This window comes from Lentibacillus jeotgali, from assembly GCF_000224785.1.
GTDB lineage: Bacteria > Bacillota > Bacilli > Bacillales > Amphibacillaceae > Lentibacillus > Lentibacillus jeotgali.
In genome coordinates this window covers 166,032-186,869 of sequence record NZ_AGAV01000005.1, presented here as the reverse complement: position 1 = coordinate 186,869, position 20,838 = coordinate 166,032, and the positions used below count along the sequence as shown (strand labels likewise).

At 45.1% G+C, this 20,838-nt stretch carries 17 protein-coding genes and 1 riboswitch; of the genes, 6 read left to right on the top strand and 11 right to left on the bottom strand.

Features of this window, described 5'->3' with window-relative positions:
* Positions 1-2: 2 nt before the first annotated feature.
* On the bottom strand, positions 3-1,676 hold the full coding sequence (locus ON01_RS03645) for a thiamine pyrophosphate-dependent enzyme (protein WP_010529653.1): 1,674 nt from the start codon (positions 1,674-1,676) through the stop codon (positions 3-5).
* Positions 1,677-2,855, bottom strand: coding sequence for an LL-diaminopimelate aminotransferase (locus ON01_RS03640; protein WP_010529652.1), 1,179 nt, complete (start codon positions 2,853-2,855; stop codon positions 1,677-1,679). It lies immediately after the preceding gene.
* 236 nt (positions 2,856-3,091) lie between these two features.
* Here ON01_RS03640 and kynU point away from each other — a divergent pair, with 236 nt between their 5' ends.
* The 5 genes from kynU to ON01_RS03615 all read left to right on the top strand — a co-directional run bounded on the left by kynU (position 3,092) and on the right by ON01_RS03615 (position 8,754).
* Complete coding sequence (kynU, locus tag ON01_RS03635) at positions 3,092-4,363, top strand: kynureninase (protein WP_010529651.1); 1,272 nt, start codon at positions 3,092-3,094, stop codon at positions 4,361-4,363.
* Entirely contained in the window at positions 4,363-4,998 is a 636-nt protein-coding gene (gene kynB, locus ON01_RS03630; RefSeq protein ID WP_010529650.1) for an arylformamidase, read from the top strand. Before kynU ends, kynB begins: the two co-directional genes overlap by 1 nt.
* Before the next feature lie 13 nt (positions 4,999-5,011).
* A complete protein-coding gene (gene kynA, locus ON01_RS03625) occupies positions 5,012-5,848 on the top strand; it encodes a tryptophan 2,3-dioxygenase (protein WP_010529649.1) in 837 nt (278 codons plus the stop codon).
* Positions 5,849-5,929: 81 nt separating this feature from the next.
* Positions 5,930-7,264: a sodium-dependent transporter gene (locus tag ON01_RS03620; protein ID WP_010529648.1), complete on the top strand. Its 1,335-nt coding sequence runs from the start codon at positions 5,930-5,932 to the stop codon at positions 7,262-7,264.
* 146 nt (positions 7,265-7,410) lie between these two features.
* Positions 7,411-8,754 (top strand): CoA-disulfide reductase, encoded by a 1,344-nt coding sequence (locus ON01_RS03615; protein ID WP_010529647.1) that lies wholly within the window; start codon positions 7,411-7,413, stop codon positions 8,752-8,754.
* 801 nt (positions 8,755-9,555) lie between these two features.
* Here the strand turns inward: ON01_RS03615 and ON01_RS03610 are convergent.
* The 8 genes from ON01_RS03610 to ON01_RS03575 all read right to left on the bottom strand — a co-directional run bounded on the left by ON01_RS03610 (position 9,556) and on the right by ON01_RS03575 (position 17,758).
* Complete coding sequence (locus tag ON01_RS03610) at positions 9,556-10,224, bottom strand: hypothetical protein (protein WP_010529646.1); 669 nt, start codon at positions 10,222-10,224, stop codon at positions 9,556-9,558.
* A 108-nt stretch (positions 10,225-10,332) separates the two neighbouring features.
* Complete coding sequence (locus ON01_RS03605) at positions 10,333-12,213, bottom strand: ABC-F family ATP-binding cassette domain-containing protein (protein WP_010529645.1); 1,881 nt, start codon at positions 12,211-12,213, stop codon at positions 10,333-10,335.
* A gap of 312 nt (positions 12,214-12,525) precedes the next feature.
* Positions 12,526-12,996 (bottom strand): 6,7-dimethyl-8-ribityllumazine synthase, encoded by a 471-nt coding sequence (gene ribH, locus ON01_RS03600; protein WP_010529644.1) that lies wholly within the window; start codon positions 12,994-12,996, stop codon positions 12,526-12,528.
* 14 nt (positions 12,997-13,010) lie between these two features.
* On the bottom strand, positions 13,011-14,213 hold the full coding sequence (locus tag ON01_RS03595) for a bifunctional 3,4-dihydroxy-2-butanone-4-phosphate synthase/GTP cyclohydrolase II (RefSeq protein ID WP_010529643.1): 1,203 nt from the start codon (positions 14,211-14,213) through the stop codon (positions 13,011-13,013).
* A gap of 41 nt (positions 14,214-14,254) precedes the next feature.
* The gene (gene ribE, locus ON01_RS03590; RefSeq protein WP_010529642.1) at positions 14,255-14,845 is read right to left on the bottom strand and encodes a riboflavin synthase; all 591 of its coding nucleotides are present in this window, start codon (positions 14,843-14,845) and stop codon (positions 14,255-14,257) included.
* Positions 14,826-15,935, bottom strand: coding sequence for a bifunctional diaminohydroxyphosphoribosylaminopyrimidine deaminase/5-amino-6-(5-phosphoribosylamino)uracil reductase RibD (gene ribD, locus ON01_RS03585; RefSeq protein WP_010529641.1), 1,110 nt, complete (start codon positions 15,933-15,935; stop codon positions 14,826-14,828). The genes ribE and ribD overlap by 20 nt, the downstream gene beginning before the upstream one ends.
* A gap of 201 nt (positions 15,936-16,136) precedes the next feature.
* Positions 16,137-16,283: riboswitch (FMN riboswitch) on the bottom strand.
* A 116-nt stretch (positions 16,284-16,399) separates the two neighbouring features.
* Positions 16,400-16,999, bottom strand: coding sequence for a redoxin domain-containing protein (locus ON01_RS03580; protein ID WP_010529640.1), 600 nt, complete (start codon positions 16,997-16,999; stop codon positions 16,400-16,402).
* A 15-nt stretch (positions 17,000-17,014) separates the two neighbouring features.
* The gene (locus ON01_RS03575; protein ID WP_010529639.1) at positions 17,015-17,758 is read right to left on the bottom strand and encodes a cytochrome c biogenesis CcdA family protein; all 744 of its coding nucleotides are present in this window, start codon (positions 17,756-17,758) and stop codon (positions 17,015-17,017) included.
* A gap of 348 nt (positions 17,759-18,106) precedes the next feature.
* Here ON01_RS03575 and ON01_RS03570 point away from each other — a divergent pair, with 348 nt between their 5' ends.
* Positions 18,107-19,084: a DmpA family aminopeptidase gene (locus ON01_RS03570; RefSeq protein WP_010529638.1), complete on the top strand. Its 978-nt coding sequence runs from the start codon at positions 18,107-18,109 to the stop codon at positions 19,082-19,084.
* 1,073 nt (positions 19,085-20,157) lie between these two features.
* Here ON01_RS03570 and ON01_RS03565 read toward each other — a convergent pair.
* On the bottom strand, positions 20,158-20,802 hold the full coding sequence (locus ON01_RS03565) for a hypothetical protein (protein WP_010529637.1): 645 nt from the start codon (positions 20,800-20,802) through the stop codon (positions 20,158-20,160).
* Between the last annotated feature and the right edge of the window lie 36 nt (positions 20,803-20,838).

The window sequence follows — 20,838 nt, the reverse complement described above, 5'->3', positions numbered from 1 at the left end:
TCCTATCTCTTAGCACGATCACGGATTTGTGTAATCGTGGATGAAACGGAAATCTGTTCCTTTTCGGTCATAATTTCAATAACTGCCGGCACATTGTTTTGTAGTGCCGCGTCAAACGCTTCAGAAAATTCATCGGCGCTCTTGACCAAGTAGCCCTCTGCCCCGACGCTTTCGGCCAAATTTTTGAATGAAATACGCCCCAAGTCAGTACCAATAACTTTTTCGGGATAATGCATCTCCTGGTGCATCCGGATTGTTCCGTACATGTCATTGTTAAACACGAGACTGATGACCGGGATCTTGTATCTGACCGCGGTTTCCAGCTCTTGCATCGTCATCATGAATCCCCCGTCACCAGCCAGAGCGATGACCGGTTTATCCGGCAGTGCCAGTTTCGCTCCAAGTGCTCCCGGAAGACCATATCCCATGGCACCGGAAGTCGGCCCAACATACGTATGTTTTCCCTTAAACGGATAGAACGCGTGCAGCCAGCCAGCAAAATTCCCGGCGTCATTGGTAACCAGTGCGTTATCAGGCAACATGCCCGCCATCACTGACACTATATGCTTGTTGATTGCGTCTTTATGCGAAACACCCAGACTGCTTATCTCCTCAAAAGCACGGCGACGACTGTTCACCCAGCTTTTCCAGGTGCTTTTAATCTCCATTCTTTCCAGTGCCTTAAGTGCCTTTTTTGCATCAGCAACAATACCTATATCTGGACTGTATACTTTGCCGATGACGTCATAACTGATATCGATGTGAATCAGTTTTTTCTCTGGTGCCAGGATCTGATAGTCCTGTGTCGTCACTTCTGACAGCCGAGTTCCGATCGCCAGTATCGTACCTGCTTCCTTCACGGTCTGGAGGATATTTGCATTTGTCCCCAGCCCAAGATGTCCCGCATATAATCGGTGATTGTTAGGAAACACATCCTGCCTGCGAAACGCTGCAATCACGGGCAGACTATATTTTTCGGCAAATGACACGAGTGCGTCTTCAGCTTCTGAAGTTTTCACACCCCCGCCGGCAATGATCAGTGGTTTTTCAGATGTGGCCAACAGCTCTTCCACCAGTTTAATTTCTTCCTGAGCCGGTACTGGTTTCGGTTTAACAGCAGGCGGCCCGAACGTCATCTCCGCCTCAGCGGGCAGAACATCTTCCGGTAATGACACGACAACCGGTCCTGGCCTTCCTGTCTGAGCGATACGGAACGCCCGCTGCACGATTTCCGCCACGCGTTCCGGGGCTTTCACTTCAACAGCCCACTTGGCGGTATGTCGAAAATACTGCTCAAGATCAATTTCCTGAAAGCCTTCCCTGCCGCGGAACTTACTGTGTACCTGTCCCAGGAAAACAATCATTGGCGTGGAATCCTGATAAGCGGTATGAACCCCAATGGAAAGATTGGATGCCCCCACGCCTCGTGTAGCCATCACAACACCGGGCTTCAGGGATGACTTGGCATATCCGTCCGCCATAAAAGCTGCCCCGCTTTCATGCCTTGCTGATATTAATCTGATGGAGGATTCATCATACAGTGCATCCATTAAAGGCAGATAGCTTTCGCCTGGAACACAGAACGCATCGCTTATACCTTCCGTTTTCATACACTCCACGATTGCTTGTGCTGCGGTCATCGTTTTGGTAGTTCGGGGATTTGAAGTTATTTTCATTTAATCGGTCACCTCCTTTAAATTCAGCTGGCTCATGCGGACAATAACATCATCTAAACGTTCAGATGTGACCGTCAGTGCCACTCTGAAATAGCCTTCCCCCCGTGAACCAAACGCGTTTCCAGGGGTAACAATCACACCCCCTTCGTGAAGCAATTTGTTTGCAAACGACATCGATGTGAAACCATCCGGTACTTTTGCCCAAAGAAAGATCGTACCATTTGGTTTGTCTGCCTTAATACCAAGCTTTTTGAACGCTTTATAAAGTTTCTCCATGCGCTGCTGGTAAATCGTGTTATGCTTCTTAACTGCTGAGAAATCGCTTCGCAGTGCAGCAGCAGCCGCTTTTTGAATCGGTAAAAACTGGCTTGTGTCAATATTGCTTTTAAACGTTGCCAGTGCGCTAATGACCTCCCTGTTCCCGACAACGTAACCGATCCGCCAGCCAGTCATATTAAAACTCTTCGACAGTGATCCGAATTCCACAGCAAGTTCTTTGGCATCCGGTACCTGCAACACACTTGGCGCTTTATAACCTTTAAACGTAATCATGTCATACGCTGCATCGTTTACAAGCAACAGCTGATTTGCCCGGGATAATGCAACCGCTTTCAAAAATGTGTCATAATTTGCTGTTGCCGCCGTTGGATTACCGGGATAGTTTAATAGCATTAATTTCGCCTGATTGATAGATTCCTGGTCCACATGATCATATAGCGGCGCATACCCATTTGTATCATCCAATGGCAATGCTGCGCTCTTCCCGCCAGCTAAATGGACAGCCGTCTCGTAAACTGGGTATCCAGGATCAGGTACTAGCACCATATCCCCGGGGTTTATGGTCGCATGCATCAGATTGGCAATCCCCTCTTTCGATCCGATTACAGCGAGCACTTCTGTCTCCGTATCCAAGTCAACATCGTACTGCTTTTTGTAAAAATGAGCAACCGCTTCCCTAAATTCTTTAGAACCGCTATATGCGGAATAACGATGATTGGCAGGAATTTTTGATTCCTCAGCCAGCTTATCAACAATAAAGTCAGGTGTCGGCAAATCCGGTGCGCCAATCCCCAAATCGATCACATCAACACCATCTTCCTGAAGCTTCTTTTTCATCTGCTGAATTTCGGAAAATAGGTATGGCGGCAAATTACTCACTTTATCAGAAACAAAAGACATTCCGTATCCTCCATTTCATTTTATGAAATGCCATTTCAATTATCTGCTGTTAGTGTAAATCACGGTCTGAAAAATTGCAACTGTTTGTGAATAAATTATTTTAAAAGGAGTAAGCTGTTTCTTTTGAAGGCTCCCAGACCACGTTTTAAAACGCAAAACATATTAAATATTTCAAACAGCTCATTTCATTGTTATGATTAAAGAAATCCACCAATTCATTTAAATGGGGTGATATGATGAATACTGAGAAAACGTATGCGGCTTATTTGGACCAGCAAGATGAGCTGGCAAGTTTCCGGGATGAATTTTATCTGCCTGAAAATACGATTTATCTGGACGGTAACTCGCTAGGCCTGTTGTCAAAGCGGGCAGAACAGGCTGTTGATGACATGATGGCATCGTGGAAAACTTATGCGATTGAGGGATGGACGAAAGGCAATGAGCCGTGGTATTACCTGTCCGAAAAACTCGGGGCAATGACAGCTCCGTTAATCGGTGCCAGCTCTGAAGAAGTCGTTGTTACCGGCTCGACGACCACTAACCTTCATCAGCTCACCGCCAGCTTTTACCAGCCTGAGGGAATGAAAACAATGATACTGGCCGATACCCTGAACTTTCCCTCTGATATTTATGCGCTGAAAAGCCAACTGCAGCTGAAAAGGTATGATCCGGCCGAACACCTCGTTCAAGTCGAAAGCAACGACGACAACACGCTCGACACAAGGAACATTATCAATGCGATGACTGATGACATTGCCCTGATTGTACTTCCAGCAGTCCTGTACCGGAGCGGCCAAGTGCTCGACATGAAAACATTAACGGATGAAGCACATAAACGCGGGATTCCAATTGGCTTTGATCTTTGCCACTCGATCGGATCGGTGCCGCATCAATTGTCGGAATGGGGCGTCGACTTTGCCTTCTGGTGCACGTATAAACATTTGAATGCCGGCCCAGGGAGCGTCGCCGGGCTTTATGTGAACCGAAAACATTTTGGCCGTGAACCGGGGCTTGCCGGGTGGTTCAGTTCATCGAAGGCGAAACAATTTGATATGGAGCATACCCTCACACCCGCTCAGGATGCCGGAACTTATCAGATTGGTACACCGCATCTCCTGAGTGCTGTACCGCTCATTGGCTCGCTGGAGATGTTCAAACAGGCCGGCATCGACAATATCCGGCAAAAATCACTCCAGTTAACAAAATACTTAATGAATCTGCTTGAAACTGAGCTGGCCGATTATGGATTTACAATCGCAAATCCAAAGGACGACACAACACGAGGCGGTCACGTTTATATTGAACATCCGGATGCCGCCCGTATCTGTAAGGCCTTAAAAGCTGACGGTGTCGTGCCTGATTTTCGGAAACCCAACGGTATCCGCCTAGCCCCAGTTGCACTGTACAATACCTTTACAGAAGTATGGGAGACCATTCAGATTCTGAAAACAATCATGATTGAGGCACGCTATAAACATTTTGAAAACGAAAGGGGTATCATTGCCTGATGACACACGCAAATTGGATCGATATTTCACAGCCGCTCACTAATAACATGGCCCACTTCCCCGGTGACATGCCATTTGACTATTCACTTACTTATACGACAGAACAAACCGGGTCGGTCAACGTCGGTCAAATCACCGGTAGCATCCATACCGGCACACATATTGACGCACCATTCCACTACGATGCCGGCGGTAAAACCGTCGATCAGCTGGACCTCAACCTGTATATCGGTGAAGCTGTCGTGCTTGACGTGAGTCATACCGACAAAATCACAGCCGAAACACTTCGTCCATATAACCTGTACGGGGCTGCACGTGTTTTACTGCATACATCATTGCCCAATAACCCGAAACGCTTTCCCGATCAAATGCCGGAGCTTGACCCAAGTATTGCGGAATTCCTTCATGAACAGGACGTCAAGCTTATTGGCGTTGATTTGCCCTCTGTGGATCCGCCTGAAAGTAAGGATTTGGCTGCACACCATGCACTATATGATAAGAATATTTTTATATTGGAAAACCTGATGCTTGATCACGTAAAGCCCGGACGCTACGAACTGATTGCCCTGCCACTTGCCATAGACGGTGCTGATGGCAGTCCGGTCCGTGCCGTGCTGAAGCCAATTGACGAATAGGAGGTGATTTGCCATGAGCGATAATCCGTTCGAACAGGAAAAAGACATTCACACCGATTTTTTGGAAAAAATGACCTATGGCGATTACTTACAGCTTGACACTCTATTAAACAGTCAAAAACGGCTTTCCAATCATCATGATGAAATGCTGTTTATCATCATCCATCAAGTGAGCGAACTTTGGCTAAAGCTGATTATCCACGAAACAAAAGGCGCGATTGAAGCGATCGAACGGGATAATCTAAGGGCTTCTTTTAAAATGCTTGCCCGCGTCTCAAAAATACAGTCGCAAATCATTCATGCCTGGGATGTCCTGGCAACCCTGACGCCTGCCGAGTTCCTGGAGTTCCGCGACAAACTCGGAAATGCCTCAGGATTTCAGTCATACCAGTATCGTCTGGTTGAATTCGTGTTGGGCTATAAGGCACCACATATTTTAAAGATTTATGAAAAAGACGCGGAAGTTTATGCACATTTGGAGGAAGCCTATCATAAACCCGGGCTTTATGATGTTGCCATCAAGGCTTTGGCCCGGCATGGATTTGATATTGATCAGGAAGTACTCAATCGTGATTTTTCCAAAACGTACGAAAAGAACACTTCAGTCGAGAAAGCATGGATGGACGTGTACCGTGATGTATCAACATATTGGGAACTTTATGAACTGGCGGAAAAGCTGGTCGATATTGAAGACTGGTTCCAGCAGTGGCGTTTCCGGCATATGAAAACAGTGGAACGGATCATCGGACATAAAACAGGCACGGGCGGGTCCTCAGGTGTCGGTTATTTGAAGCAGGTGCTCGGGCACTATTTCTTTCCGGAATTATGGGAACTGCGGACCGACATATAACTCCTTGCAGTCTGTGATTGTGGATGGCGTCCAAAATGGTTTATAATATTGGTTACATTTTTATATGGAGAGGAGTCAATTATGCGGGATTATTGGTCTTCCAGGATTGGATTTATTTTATCATCAGCAGGAGCGGCAATCGGCCTCGGCGCCATATGGAAATTCCCTTATATGACCGGGATGAATGGGGGCGGTGCCTTTTTCCTGCTATTCATTGTATTTACATTAATCATCGGGCTCCCCTTGCTGATCACTGAATTTGTTATCGGCCGCGGGGCCCAGAAGGAAGCTGTCAGCGCCTTCAAAAAGCTCGCTCCCGGCAGCGGTTGGTCAATTATCGGCTATTGGGGGGTCGCCGGCTCATTTATCCTATTGTCATTTTACAGTGTTGTCGGTGGTTGGGTGCTCATTTACAGCGTCATGTCGCTATTTGGCTCCGTCATTTCAGAGAATGCCAATTATGAGCAGTTATTTGGAGCGATTACCGGCAATCCGCTTATCGCTATCTCCGGGCATGCCCTGTTTTTAATCCTTGCCGTCATTATTGTTTCCTTTGGTATTAAAGAGGGGATTGAAAAAGCAAGCAAAGTGATGATGCCATTATTGTTTATTTTCTTTATTATACTGGTCTTCCGTTCCATTACCTTTGAAGGTGCGGCGGAAGGCTTAAGATTCTTTCTGCAGCCGGACTTTTCTAAAATGACAGCAGAAGGTATTTTGTACGCGCTCGGACAGTCTTTCTTTGCCCTGGCTGTCGGTTTTTCCGTAATGGTGACATACAGTTCCTATCTTGAAAAAGATGTGAGTCTACCCTTTTCAGCAGCGTCTGTTTCACTCATGAACATTTTTGTGTCGCTTTTGGCAGGGCTGGCCATTTTCCCTGTTGTATTTTCATTCGGGCTGGAACCGACTGAAGGCCCTGGTCTGCTGTTCATGGTACTGCCGGCAGCTTTCGCGCAAATGCCGTTTGGTGAGGTATTTTTAACCCTATTCCTGTTGTTATTCCTATTTGCCATTTTCACATCTGCATTCAGCATGCTGGAGATTATGACATCAGCCGTCACTGCCAGAAAGAACTATTCACGGACCAAAGTCGTCTGGGTCTCCGGTCTAATCGTTTTCTTTGCTGGGATTCCTGCTGCCCTGTCTTCAAGTGCGCTTTCAGATTTTAAAATTTTTGGCAAGACCGTGTTTGACGCCAGTGACTTTCTTGTCAGCAACATAATGCTTCCGGGCGGATGTTTGCTGATGGCGTTATTTATCGGAATCAGGATGGATCGCGCCTTGATGAAACAGGAATTTTTATATGGCAACAACCTTTCATCCGGGGTTTTCCAGCTCTGGTTTCAGATCATGCGCTGGCTCGTGCCGCTTACGATCATTATCGTATTTTTAAATTCATTAGGGATCATTTAGTCGCGGAAGTCTGCACAGCAGGCTTCCATTTATCTATGGGGATACTGAAACATAAGATTAATTGTGTGCTTAATTGTGAACTTTAGCATTTGAGGTTAATCCAGTTCAAAAAAGGGAATTTTACTATAAAAGGGAGGTAATTACATATGGCAAATAAAATTGTCATCGTCGGAGGCGTGGCAGGCGGGGCCAATGTTGCTGCCCAAATCCGCCGAAATGATAATGACTCGAAAATTACGTTGTTTGATAAGGATGAACATGTCGCTTTCTCAACTTGCGGCATGCCATATTATATCGGCGGCGTTGTTGATAAACGGGACCAACTGCTTGTCAGCAGCGATAAAATTGCCGGCAAATTTGACCTGGACCTGCGAACCAATACGGAAGTGACTTCGATCGACCGAGAAAACAAACAGCTTACCTATCGGGACTCTGCAGGGGAACATCGGACATCTTATGATAAATTGATTCTCTCGCCCGGGGCTTCCGCCAAAAAGCCTGAACTTGAAGGAATGAATGACAATCGGACATTCACCCTGCACAGCATACCGGATATGGACGCAATTGAACATTATATTGAAACGGAAAAGCCTCAGAGTTGCGCCATTGTCGGCGCTGGTTTCGTCGGGCTCGAAATGGTGGAAAATATACACGCACGTGGTATTGACTGTACAATCATTGACCGTAGCGAACAAGTCATGAAACTGGTTGATCAGGATATGGCTGCTATAATCGAAAACCACCTCAAAGCAAAAGGGGTCCAGCTTCTGCTTGATGAAAGTCTTGAATCATTTTCCAACAACGGTGCAACACTCGACTTAACAAGCGGAAAGAGCGTTCAAGCGGACATGACTATTATGGCCGTCGGGATCAGGCCGAATAAGGTATTGGCTGAGGACAGTGGACTGGAGATCGGCGAAACAGGGGGCATTAAAGTAAATGATTATATGCAAACAAGCGACCCTGATATTTATGCTCTGGGTGATGCAATCCAGACAAATGATCTGCTGACCGGGACACCAAGACATGTTGCGCTTGCTGGTCCGGCACACCGGCAGGCTTTTATTCTCGTCAACCACCTCCAGGGCGGCACTAATCCATATGCGGGTGTTCAGGGTACAGCTATATTCAAAGTATTTAATTTGAGTGCGGGCGCCACAGGGCTGAATAAAGCCGTGCTCAAGCATTTGGACATCAACTATAAAGAAGCTGTGCATGAGGGTCTATCTCATGCCGGATATTATCCAAGTGCTGAAAAAATCACATTAAAAGTTTTGTTTGACGCTGAAAACGGACGTATATATGGCGCTCAGGCCGTTGGCAGGGAAGGCGTTGATAAACGTCTAGCAGTCATGGCAACAGTCATGAAGGCAAAAATGACCGTCTATGATCTTCCGGAGCTGGAGCTTGGTTATGCTCCGCCATATTCATCGCCAAAAGACCCAATTAATGTCCTCGGCTATAAAGCGGAAAGTATGCTTGAATCATAAAGTGAAACTGCAATCAGTGAGGCGTTTTTCCCCACTGGTTGTTAGTTGAACAGAATCGGGCATTTAGGAACAGTTAGTCGATGTCCTTTGGCGGATTACTGTCCATTATATGCGGGATAAATTAAAGTTGTTTGACTTTTTGACTTTTTGACTTTTTCCGCTACGAGTTGAGAGATAGCCCAAGGTCAAGAATTGTCGATAAGTAAGACTATTTTTGAAATTTTTATTGCTATCCCCACTATTTGAATCCTTAACAATTTCCATAAACTGCGACGTAATGACAGTGTATTTTTTGTTCACGATTTCTGAGTACGAAGAATCCTCTCGCGCGAAATCTGGAGGGTGTCGCGCGATTCTGTTCCACTCTCGCGCGAAATTCAGAGAGTGTCGCGCGATTCTGTGCCACTCTCGCGCGAAATTCAAGAGTGTCGCGCGATTCCGTGCCACTCTCGCGCGAAATTCAAGAGTGTCGCGCGATTCCGTGCCACCCTCGCGCGAAATTTAGAGCGCCACGCGATCGAACAACACAAAACTTCGATTGGAAGAAAAGCGAGTCATTTAGGCAGCAAAAGTATTCCTGCTAGGTTAATGGTTGAGAAATCGGGGCTTTGTCCGTCGTAAAATATAAAGTCCGTAAACAAAACTTAGCGAAGTGTATTTCCAAAGCGGTTTATCGCACACAAATTTTTCACTATGTCGCAATTTATCTCAACTTCGATGAAAAAATTCAAAGTAAACGAAAAGAGCCAAAGATAAAGAAGCACCGGAACGCCGATGCTTTTTTAAACTTCAATTCAATTATTAAAATCCTTCATCAAAACGGTAGATTAATCGGAATTGGTTTTCATCCGACAAATTCGATACATGGACTCTGACATTATGTCCCAAAAATACTTCATCTTCTGTCATCGCAACAACCATTGCCTTCGTGTTGTTTTTAACATCATAATAAATATCCCCGACTACCGGATTGTCGCTGCCATCGTCACCGGATATCTGCGGTGATTCATCTTCTGCAAGCTGTACTTCTGAAACAAGTGTTTTATCATAATAGGCTATATCTTCACTATCTTCCGTTTTTCCGGGAACCAATACAACATACTCGCTGTGTTTAACGCCATTATCCCGTGTTGTGACGACATTCCCATCTTCTACATTGTCGACTTTTTCGATTTCATTAAGTGAATAATGATCGAGAAAATCTGGCGCAGGCTTAATGATTAAAATGTAATCACCCGGCTCAGGTTTCTTGTTTTTATCAACTGTGTAGCGTTTCCCGTAAAAAATAAATGAATCGTTATGTTTTGGTCTGCACGGTTCAATATTGCTGGCTCTTGTTATGTCCTGCTGCATATCCTTTAAACGATAAAGGTGTACGGATTGCTTGAACATAGGCTTTACGGAATACACCTTATGAAGCTCATTCTTATAATAGACAAATTGTCCTTTTCTGACTTGAAATAGCTTCATTCTCTTACCTCCTCCGATATGGATTATACCACTTCTATTTTCCGCAATACGATACAAATTAAACATAAAATTGGTGAATATACAAATTTATGCATGCCATTTTTTAAACTATTTGATTTCCAATTCCTCTGCCAGAAGCGAAAGCTCTTCCCAGCGTTCCATTTTTGCTTCCAGTTTCTCCTCAATTTCCTGTTGTTCCTTATAAAGTTCTTGTACTTTTCCAGTATCGCTCCCGGCACCGGCTATCTGTTCCTGAAGGTTTTCAATCATGGTCTCCAGTTCTGTTATATCATCTTCAATTGTTTCCCATTCCATCTTCTCATTGTAAGACATCTTCTTCTTTCGAGCCGGTTTCTGGCCGGACTTTTTTGACGGTTTTGGTCCGTACTGTTTTTGCGCCTCTTTTTCCCATTTCAAAAATTCACTGTAGTTGCCGTAGAAATGCTCAATCGGGTTATTTTCTTTAAAAACAAGCATATGATCAACGACACGATCTAGAAAATACCGGTCGTGCGATACCGTAATGACAACCCCCGGAAACTGATCGAGATATTCTTCGAGGACTCCCAGTGTCTGTGTGTCCAAATCATTGGTCGGCTCATCCAGCAGCAGCACGTTTGGTTCCGACATCAGAACTTTAAGCAAATATAGACGCCGACGTTCCCCGCCGGACAATTTCCGGATATAATTCCATTGTTCACGGCGCGAGAACAAAAATCTTTCCAGCATTTGTTCCGCCGTAATGACGTCACCATTCTTTGTATGGATCACCTCGGCAACTTCCCGGATATACTCAATAAGCCGTTTATCGTCATCAAGTTCTTCATCACCCTGCGTATAGTACCCGATTTTAACTGTTTGTCCGATTTCAATTTCACCTTTATCCGGTGCGAGGCGTCCGACTATAATATTCAGAAGTGTTGTTTTTCCCGAGCCGTTCGGTCCCACAATCCCCAGACGATCACCCGGAACAACCAGAAAATCAAAGTCCGCTATCAGCTGTTCGGAACCGTAACTTTTTTCAATTCCCTCAAGCTCGATGACTTTTTTGCCGAGCCTGGTGGATCCTGCTTCAAAAGACACATCCCGGGATTCCGTATCAAATGTTTGTTGTCGCATCTCCTGAACCCGCTCAACGCGTGCTTTTTGCTTAGTTCCGCGTGCTTTTGGCCCACGCTTTAGCCAGGCAAGTTCGCGGCGCAATGTATTCCGATGCTTCTCTTCATAGCTTCTTTCCAGTGCTTCACGCTCTGCTTTTTTCTCCAAAAATAATTCATAATTGCCGTCATACGTATAAAGATTGCCTTTATCCAATTCGAAAATCTGATTGGTGACCCGATTTAAGAAGTAACGGTCGTGTGTTACGAGCATCAGCGCACCTTTGTATGATGCCAAATGCTTCTCAAGCCAGTCGACTGTTTCATTATCCAGATGGTTGGTCGGCTCGTCAAGAATTAAAAGATCAGCTGGCTGAATGAGTGCCTTGGCGATGGCTATCCGTTTTCTCTGACCGCCTGAGAGCTCCTCTACCTTTTTATGGAAATTTGTGATTCCCAGTTTAGTAAGAATTGTTTTAGCGGCTGTATTGGCTTCCCATGCTTCATGTTCGTCCATTTGCTGCTGTTTTTCCATCAGGCGCTCCTGGACTTTTTCATTTTCGGGATGATGCTGCAGCTCTAGAAGTACCTGTTCGTATTCACGCATGACCTTCATAATGGCTGCTTCCCCGTAATAAATTTGCTCAATCACATTCAATCCCGGCTCCAGTTCAGGCTCCTGAGCCAAATATTCAATTTGATAATCTTTTGCATGGTTGATGGTGCCTTTTTCCGCTGTATCAATCCCGGCAATGACCTTCAAGAAAGTGGATTTACCGGTGCCATTGACACCAATCAGTCCGATTCGGTCATTGGGTTTGATCATACACGAAATATCATTCAATAATATCTTGTCGCCATATGTTTTATATAAGTTCTCGATCGTGAGCATTGTATTACCTTCCCGTAGTTGAATCTTTATCGTTACCGCGGTTTTTAATTAGCTGTTTTAACAGCATGACAACTAAAAATAACAGCCAGGATGTCACCAAGTAGAAAATAAATTTGCTTGCCGGGTCCATATATGTGAAGTAGAACGCCATTCCAATCCAGATAACGCCAACTATGATGATTTGATAAATTAAGCCTTTAATTTTGACTGCCTCCAGTTATACAATCTTCTAACTCTAGTGTATCTTACTGAGGCCGACTATGCCATTATGAAAGTTTAAGGAGCTGAAAAAATAATTGAGCCTATGAACAATTACCCGTTTAGTTCTCGGATGACATTTGCTGTTTCAATTGCCGCAGCAGCTGATTCCGATCCTTTATTACCGGCTTTCGTCCCGGCGCGTTCAATCGCCTGTTCGATGGTTTCAGTCGTCAGCACACCAAAAATAACCGGTTTGCCGGACTGCATTGCCGCATTGGATATCCCTTTGGCCGCTTCACTGCAAACATAGTCAAAATGTGGCGTTGAGCCGCGTATAACCGCCCCAAGTGTCACAACAGCATCATATTCATCCTTGGCCACCATTTTCCCGGCAGCGACAGGAATTTCAAATGCGCCCGGAACCCAGGCAATATCAATATTCTCTTCTTTGACACCGTGCCGTTTCAGGGTATCTGCTGCCCCTTCCAGCAGCTTACTCGTAATAAAGTCATTAAACCGTGCCACAACGATGCCAACTTTCAAGTCTGAGCCAACAAGACTGCCTTCAAATGTTTTCCCCAAATTGATCATCTCCTTTAGTTATGATGAAAACTGAATAAATGCCCCATCTTTTGAGATTTGGTGTGCATGTAGCGTTCATTCTCCGCCGTTGAACCCGTCTCGATCGGTACACGTGCATCGATTTGAATGCCGTGAGACTGAAGCCCCCGCATTTTTTCAGGGTTATTCGTCAAAAGATTTACTTTTTCTGAGCCGATATCCTTCAAAATTTGAGCGCTGATATCATATTCGCGCATATCCGGAGCAAATCCAAGCTGTTCATTCGCTTCAACTGTATCCATTCCGGAATCCTGCAGCTGATAGGCACGCAGTTTGTTAAGCAGCCCGATTCCGCGCCCTTCCTGACGCATGTATACTAATACACCGGCGCCTGCTTCATTAATTTTATTTAAAGCCTCATACAGCTGCGGCCCGCAATCACAGCGATGGGAACTAAACACATCACCTGTCAGGCATTCAGAATGCACCCTGGCCAATACAGTCTCTTTTTCATGAACATTACCTTTCACGAGTGCAATGTGTTCTTTATCATCTAAATCATTCGTGTAACCATACACGGTAAACGTACCAAAATCGGTCGGCAGTGTCGTTTTTACAGCCCGGCTGACATGAATTTCATGCTGCTTCCGGTAAGAAACCAGATCTGCAATCGATATAAGCTTCAGACCAAATTCATCAGCCATTTTACGTAAATCCGGTACCCGGGCCATTGTGCCATCGTCTTTGATAATTTCACAAATGACGCCTGACGGGAAGGCACCGCTTAAATCTGCCAGATCGATGGAAGCTTCTGTGTGACCCTGTCGTGTTAAAACGCCACCATCTTTGGCGATCAGCGGGAAAACATGGCCGGGCTGCTTAAAATCTTCCGCATTAACATTCGGATCAAGCAGTGCCCGGATTGTTTTCGAACGCTCATCTGTGCTAATACCCGTTGTTGTATCGTTGTGGTCGATGCTGACAGTGAATGCTGTTCTGAACGGGTCACTACTCTGACTCGTCATCAATGGCAATTTTAGTTTCCCGGCTAAATCCGATTTAATGGATGTACACACAAGACCCTTTCCATAGGTAATCATAAAATTGATTACGTCCGGTGTCGCTTTTTCCGACAATGCCACCAGGTCACCTTCATTTTCCCGGTCTTCATCATCAACCACAATCACCGGTTTTCCTGCTTTCAAATCGTTTATCGCTTCATCAATTGTATGAAACACGTTGTCCACTTCCTTTGTTTTTGGAATCAATTTACATGATGCTACTGGCTGAGTATATTTTTTACATGTTTAGCCAGCATGTCACATTCAATATTGACGATGTCCTTCTCGCCTTTATCGCCCAATACTGTCTCGAACACTGTATGAGGGATAAGTGATATCGTAAACGTGCTGCCACTGATGGCGAAAACTGTCAGACTGACACCATCGACTGCAACAGATCCTTTCATGATAAAGTAAATGACCAGTTCTTCCGGAATTTCCACATCATAATATATCGCATTTTCCTGTTTTTCTTTTCGGACAATCGTTCCGGTCCCATCCACATGACCGGAGACAAAATGCCCGCCAAACCTGCCATTTGCTGGCATCGAACGCTCAAGGTTCACATGCGATCCTTCCACAAGCAGCCCGAGGGAAGTTGCTTTCACCGTTTCCGGCATGATATCCACCTGAAAACTGGTATCTGTAAAGTTCGTTACGGTCAGACAGATACCATTGACTGAAACACTGTCACCAATTTGAATATCTTTCAAGACTCTTGACGATCCGATTGTCATTTGAATTGATTTCTCGGATACTTGTTTTATTTGTTTGGTCGTGCCCTTTTCTTCAATAATCCCCGTAAACATCTGTATCACCCTTTTGCGGTTCTGCTATGACTTTAATGTCCTCTCCGATCATTTCCACGTTTGTGATATCCAGCGGCAGTGTTTCTGTCATATGCCTAAAGCCGTTGCCCGCGATAGACGAAGGCGCGTCTTTTCCGCCAATTAGTTTAGGTGCCATATACTGCACAAGCTGATTGATTTTTCCGCTTTCCAGAAAAGACCCGTTAACTGCAGAACCGCCTTCAACGAACAATGACATGATCTTCCTGCTTCCCAAATAGTTAAGCACAGTGACAGAATCCAGTGAGTCAAGCGGAATGATGCTCACACCGCTTTTTTCCTTAAACGGTTCCATTTTCTCTTCTCTGATATGCTCTTTAGTGAAAATCCATGTATCAGCTTGTTGATCATTTACGACATTTGCATCCGTCGGCGTGCGCAGGTCACTGTCAAGAATGATGCGCAGCGGATTTTTACCGCCATTCGGAATACGTACTGTCAAACTTGGGTTATCAGCAAGAATCGTCTTCACACCCGCCAGAATCGCATCATGGATATGACGATATTGGTGGACATCGCGCCTTGCCGCCTCACCGGTCACCCATTTGCTGTCACCCGTATGTGTTGCGGTTTTACCATCCAGGCTGACAGCAGACTTCATTGTTACATACGGCGTTTTGGTCCGGATGTAGTGGAAAAAAAACTTATTAACCGCTGCCGCCTCTTTTTGCAGCACACCCAACTCAACATCGACACCTGCTGCTTCTAACTTTTCTATCCCGCGCCCCGCGACTTTTTCATTCGGATCCTTTATGGCAATAACCGCCCGGCTTAATCCCATTTCTATGATCAAGTCAGCACATGGCGGTGTTTTACCATAATGGCTGCACGGCTCAAGCGTGACATAAATTGTTGCACCCTTTGCTTTGTCGCCGGCCATTTGGAGCGCATGAACTTCCGCATGCGGCCCCCCTGCCTTCAAGTGCGCACCTACTCCTAAGATTTCGCCATTCTTAACTACAACCGCGCCAACCGGCGGATTCGGACCTGTTTGGCCTGAAACACTGCTGGCCAGGTTAAGCGCCATTTGCATATAGTGTTCATCGTTCATGGTTACTCCTCCTTATGAAACAATCGGGGATTCATTCGGCTTCTCTTTCAATTTAAATACTAAAAAAACCCCTGAATTCGCTTCAGAGGCTACAAGGGCAGAATTTTATCGTATCGTTTATGACTATTAGGCAATTCAGCCAAGCTTATCGCAATCGAAAACATCAATTGCATACACTTGACCTATGTAAACGATCCGTAAAAATTCCTTCTCCCATCCAGACTGTCACTGTCGGTTCCGGAGTTTCACCGGATCCACCGCTTGGTTGGAAAACCGCACGGGTAGCGGACTCGGAAGCTGTGCTTCATCACCGCCGATTGGGAATTTCACCCGACCCCGAAGGAATATTAAGCATTCATATTTTAAATTTATTATAGTATAGCACCTGCCAGCAGTAGAATACAATCATCCTGTTTTTTTCCCTTTATAAAAATAAAGGGAAATCTTTCACGCCAGCAGAATAATTATGGCATCTTTTCAAACTCCTGTACCATCAGCTCATAGTTCATGGCTCCCAATGCCTTAAACTGAATTCTTCCACTGGAGTCAATCATAAAGGATGACGGTATTGGCTTTATTTGATACTGGTTGGCTACCTCCGAATTCTTATCCATTAAGACCGGAAATGTCAGTTGATATGCATCAACAAAATCCTGAATACCACTTTGGCTGCTTTCCGAACTGGTTAAATTAACTGCTAAAATTTCAACATCTTTATCCTCATAAAACTTCTGCATGTCCGGCATTTCAGCGCGGCATGGCCGACACCAGGTTGCCCAGAAATTCACCACCACCCGCTGACCGCGATAGTCGGACAAAGAAACCTCTTCCCCTTCAAGCGTTTCCAACTTAAAATCAGGTGCCATATCACCAACTTCCAGACCTGTTTCATCTGAGCCGGAGTCTTCATTCAGTTTATCGCTTTTCTCCTGATCTGCTGTGTTTTCCGCAACCGTAAAATTATTCTCATCAATCGACTGTTCCCCCCGTGAATCGGCAGTCAGATCATAAACGGCCCATGCAAACATTCCTGTTAAAACAACAATAATCACTATTTTTTTCATATCTAAAACCTCCCTTTAACCCAGATTAGAAAGCCATGTATCTTCTACAAGCTTGAGCAACACCTGTGAGATCCGTGTCATTTGGCCTGTAAACAGCAAAATGCCCATAAAAATCATAACCGCTCCGCCTGCTTTCATGATTTTCTGGCTGTAACGGAGAATCAAATGTGTCGACCCAAGGAAAAATGTCAATATGAGAAAAGGCAGTGCGAAGCCGATTATATACATAGTGGTATAAATCGTTCCCTGTGTCGGGTTGCTTGCTGCCACAGCCAATATAGACGCAAAAATCGGCCCGATGCAGGGGGTCCATCCTGCGGCAAATCCCACGCCGACAAAAATCGTCCCTAAATAGCCCGCTGGTTTACGTGCAAATTGCATCCTTTTTTCCTTCATAAAGGATGAGATATTAAGCAAGCCTGCTACAAAGAGGCCCATCCCAATTATGAAAATACCGGCAATACGCTGAATGAATAAACCTGAATCGCCTGTCAGCATCCCCTGAATCCACTGACCTAAAAAGGAAATACCGACACCTAGGCCAAGAAACACAGTAGAGACTCCCAACAGGAAAAAAACGGAATGAATCAGCAGTTTACTGCGTATCCTGATATCTTGATTTTCTTTCAGTTCCTTCACACTCATACCGGTAATATAGGATAAATACGCCGGGAAAATCGGCAATGTGCAAGGGGACAGGAATGAAAGAATACCTGCTCCAAATGCCAGCCAAATCGTTAAATTTGAAGCGGCTGTCATGATTTCACCTTCTTTTTTTGTTATAGAGAAAATCAACCAAACTTGTGATAGATATAAGAATCAAAAATCATAAGATCACCATATAACCATACAGCGCCACATCCGTATATGGCGATAAATAATCATATGGCTTGTCCCAGACTCCAGACAGCAAATATATAAAACCGGGCCTAAAAAATACTTGTCATTATGTAAACAACCTTTTCGAAAACCCAATCTGATACCATCGTATGTCCTTCAATCATTTCAAATTCACTAAAAAACAATTATGTGAAAAAACCTATATTATTCAGACCGGAAACAGTCTGCTATAATGCTACTAAATCTATTATATGAAGGGGTACATCTATGCAGCTGCGAAAAGGGAGAAATAATTGCATTACTGATGTGGCGGAAGTAAAAGTCGGTCATGTAACGCTCTATGAAGAAATCAATGAAAAGGATACCATTTGCACCGGGATCACTGCTATACTACCTCATAGTAAAAGCCTTTTCCGAAACAAGGTCCGGGCCGCAAACTCTGTCATTAACGGATATGGAAAAACAGCCGGCCTTGTTCAAATTGACGAGCTAGGTCTGCTGGAATCACCCATTATGCTGACAAACACGTTCAGTATTGGTCCTGTCTTGCAGGGAACGCTTCAATATATGCTTGGTGAAAATCCGGAAATCGGCGATACAGCAAGCTCAATCAATATCGTCGTTGGCGAGTGCAATGACAGCTATTTGAATTCAATGCGTCTTCGGGCTGTCAAACCGGAACATGCGGTAGAGGCAATTGAACGTGCATCCGGGGAGACGATTGAAGAAGGTGCCATCGGGGCAGGAAAAGGGATGGTCTGCTACGGTTATAAAGGTGGAATCGGGGCATCATCACGGATGGTGAGAGGCTATACAGTCGGATGTCTGGTGAACAGCAATTTCGGCAAACGGGAACATGCACTATTCGCCGATTTCAATAGGATTCATATGAATACACCTGATGGATCAATTATGATGGTGATTGCAACCGACGCACCGCTTTACGACCGGCAGCTGAAACGTCTTGCCAATCGTACTGCAGCCGGATTAGGGCGAACCGGCAGCTATATTGGCCATGGGAGCGGTGATATCGCCATTGCATTTTCAACTGCCAATTTATTTGACCATAACAGTGGATCCGCTGTGGAAAATGAAACATTTCTCCGTGACGACCATCCTGTCATGAACAGACTTTTCCAGGCTGTCGTCGAGACGACAGAAGAAGCCGTCATCAATTCACTCCGCCAGGCTGAAACAACGAGAGGACGGAAAGGACGCGTGGTCGAGAAAGCTCCGCTGTGGTGATGGGCTATTAGATGCAAAGATCTGCCATTGACGGCAGATCTTTTTACATGGGTTTTCTTTCTAACAGTTTGTTGTTTTTTGACCGAAATGCATAAACTGCGACGTAAAGACAGAGTTGAGTGGAATAACATCGCTTCGGAAATGCACTTCGCTATTGCAGCGTTTGATTTCCGCTGCTTGGCAGTCGCACACCTTAGGACAACGCTTCAGCTTCCTCGGAAGCAAAACCCGCTCCCTGCTCAGATCTTCAGCCGCCCGCTTTCCCGCAGGAGTCTCCTGCCCTTCGCTCCAATCAACGCCACGTTAGCGCAGTGTATTTTGTTCACGACATCTGAGTACGAGGAGTCCTCTCGCGCGAAATCCAAGGAATGTCGCGTGATTTTATGCCACCCTCGCGCGAAACCAAGAGTGTCGCGCGATTTCATGTCACCCTCGCGCGAAACCAAGAGAGTGTCGCGCGATTTTATGCCACTCTCGCGCGAAATCCAAGGAGTGTCGCGCGATTTCATGCCACTCTCGCGCGAAGTTCAGAGCGCCGCACATCCTTGTGCCCGCTTCATGCGATCGAACAACACAAAACTTCGATCGGAAGAAAAGTGAGTCATTCAAGCAGCAAAAATGAATATGAGAGGCTTCTGTGGGACAGCGATCCTTCGAGACCCACGCGAGCGTTTTTTGAAAGCAAGAAGGTTCGTGGTGAGCCCACGGAAGTGAGTATATTCCTGCTAGGTTAATGGTTGAGAAATCGGTCTTTAGCCATCGTAAAATATCTTGGTCTGTGAAACAAAACTTAGCGAAGGAAATACGCTGAGTCTCTTGCGGGAGCAGAGGCATAGGTGACCCCGCAGTGCGCCAGCACGCAGAGGCTCACCAGCCGCCCTAAGGTGTGCGTAGTGTATTTCCGAAGCGGTGTTTAAGCGCACACATTTTTCACTATGTCGCAGTTTATATCAATCGTGTATTTATGAAGATCCTATTATAACTTAAAAGTTATAGAGGTTATTGAGGAACCTGCAGCGATTATGGGGCAAACTATAGCGATTCTTCGTCCATCTATCGCGCACCGCCATAGATTAACTTTTGGCTTCCTCCCGTTCGTCCGAATGCGGTCCACGCTTATTTTTAAACCGCTTATAAATACGCTCAATTCGATTAAACACCCACTGCAGCGCTAGTCCCTGAATGGCAATGCCGATAACTGAAACCACTGTCAATGTCCAGACTGAAATGGACTGATCTATCTCAAAAACCCGGTGACCAAAAAAGAGCAAATAGCCTAACACAACGAATAGCCCGTCAAAATAAGTCCCGACAGATCCTTCATTTGTCCAGATAAGAGCGGCTTCTGCAAGCAGCAAAAATAGGATAATGGACAGGATCAGTGACTTCGATTGAAATGTCAGCTTTTCGACAAATGGCACGACATAATATTTTGTGATTGTTTTTATTCGGAAGAGATAGATAATCCGTACGATTCTGGCCACCTGAAAAAACTGATCAAACGGGATGATAGCAATGATAAGAAAGGGATTATGTTTGATAAAATCCCACTTTGAACCAGATAAAATAAAGCGGACGGTAAAATCAGCAAAAAACACTGCCCATACGATCCAACTGATTGTCGAGTTATACGTATCATCTGTCCAAATTGTTATTATCGTAAGCATCACAAGCAAAATCATGATACTTTCATAAATGATCTTCGCCACTTTTTGCATGATCCGAACCTCTTCCACCTAGCTTATATTCAATTA

Bases quoted from the DNA above. Each gene is read 5' to 3' on its own strand.
- ON01_RS03615 (WP_010529647.1), top strand. From the start codon at position 7,411: ATGGCAAATAAAATTGTCATCGTCGGAGGCGTGGCAGGCGGGGCCAAT.
- ON01_RS03645 (WP_010529653.1), bottom strand. From the start codon at position 1,676: ATGAAAATAACTTCAAATCCCCGAACTACCAAAACGATGACCGCAGCA.
- ON01_RS03570 (WP_010529638.1), top strand. From the start codon at position 18,107: ATGCAGCTGCGAAAAGGGAGAAATAATTGCATTACTGATGTGGCGGAA.
- ON01_RS03610 (WP_010529646.1), bottom strand. From the start codon at position 10,224: ATGAAGCTATTTCAAGTCAGAAAAGGACAATTTGTCTATTATAAGAAT.
- kynB (WP_010529650.1), top strand. From the start codon at position 4,363: ATGACACACGCAAATTGGATCGATATTTCACAGCCGCTCACTAATAAC.
- ON01_RS03605 (WP_010529645.1), bottom strand. From the start codon at position 12,213: ATGCTCACGATCGAGAACTTATATAAAACATATGGCGACAAGATATTA.
- ON01_RS03580 (WP_010529640.1), bottom strand. From the start codon at position 16,999: ATGAAAAAAATAGTGATTATTGTTGTTTTAACAGGAATGTTTGCATGG.
- ON01_RS03640 (WP_010529652.1), bottom strand. From the start codon at position 2,855: ATGTCTTTTGTTTCTGATAAAGTGAGTAATTTGCCGCCATACCTATTT.
- ON01_RS03565 (WP_010529637.1), bottom strand. From the start codon at position 20,802: ATGCAAAAAGTGGCGAAGATCATTTATGAAAGTATCATGATTTTGCTT.
- kynA (WP_010529649.1), top strand. From the start codon at position 5,012: ATGAGCGATAATCCGTTCGAACAGGAAAAAGACATTCACACCGATTTT.
- ON01_RS03575 (WP_010529639.1), bottom strand. From the start codon at position 17,758: ATGACAGCCGCTTCAAATTTAACGATTTGGCTGGCATTTGGAGCAGGT.
- kynU (WP_010529651.1), top strand. From the start codon at position 3,092: ATGAATACTGAGAAAACGTATGCGGCTTATTTGGACCAGCAAGATGAG.
- ribE (WP_010529642.1), bottom strand. From the start codon at position 14,845: ATGTTTACGGGGATTATTGAAGAAAAGGGCACGACCAAACAAATAAAA.
- ribD (WP_010529641.1), bottom strand. From the start codon at position 15,935: ATGAACGATGAACACTATATGCAAATGGCGCTTAACCTGGCCAGCAGT.
- ON01_RS03620 (WP_010529648.1), top strand. From the start codon at position 5,930: ATGCGGGATTATTGGTCTTCCAGGATTGGATTTATTTTATCATCAGCA.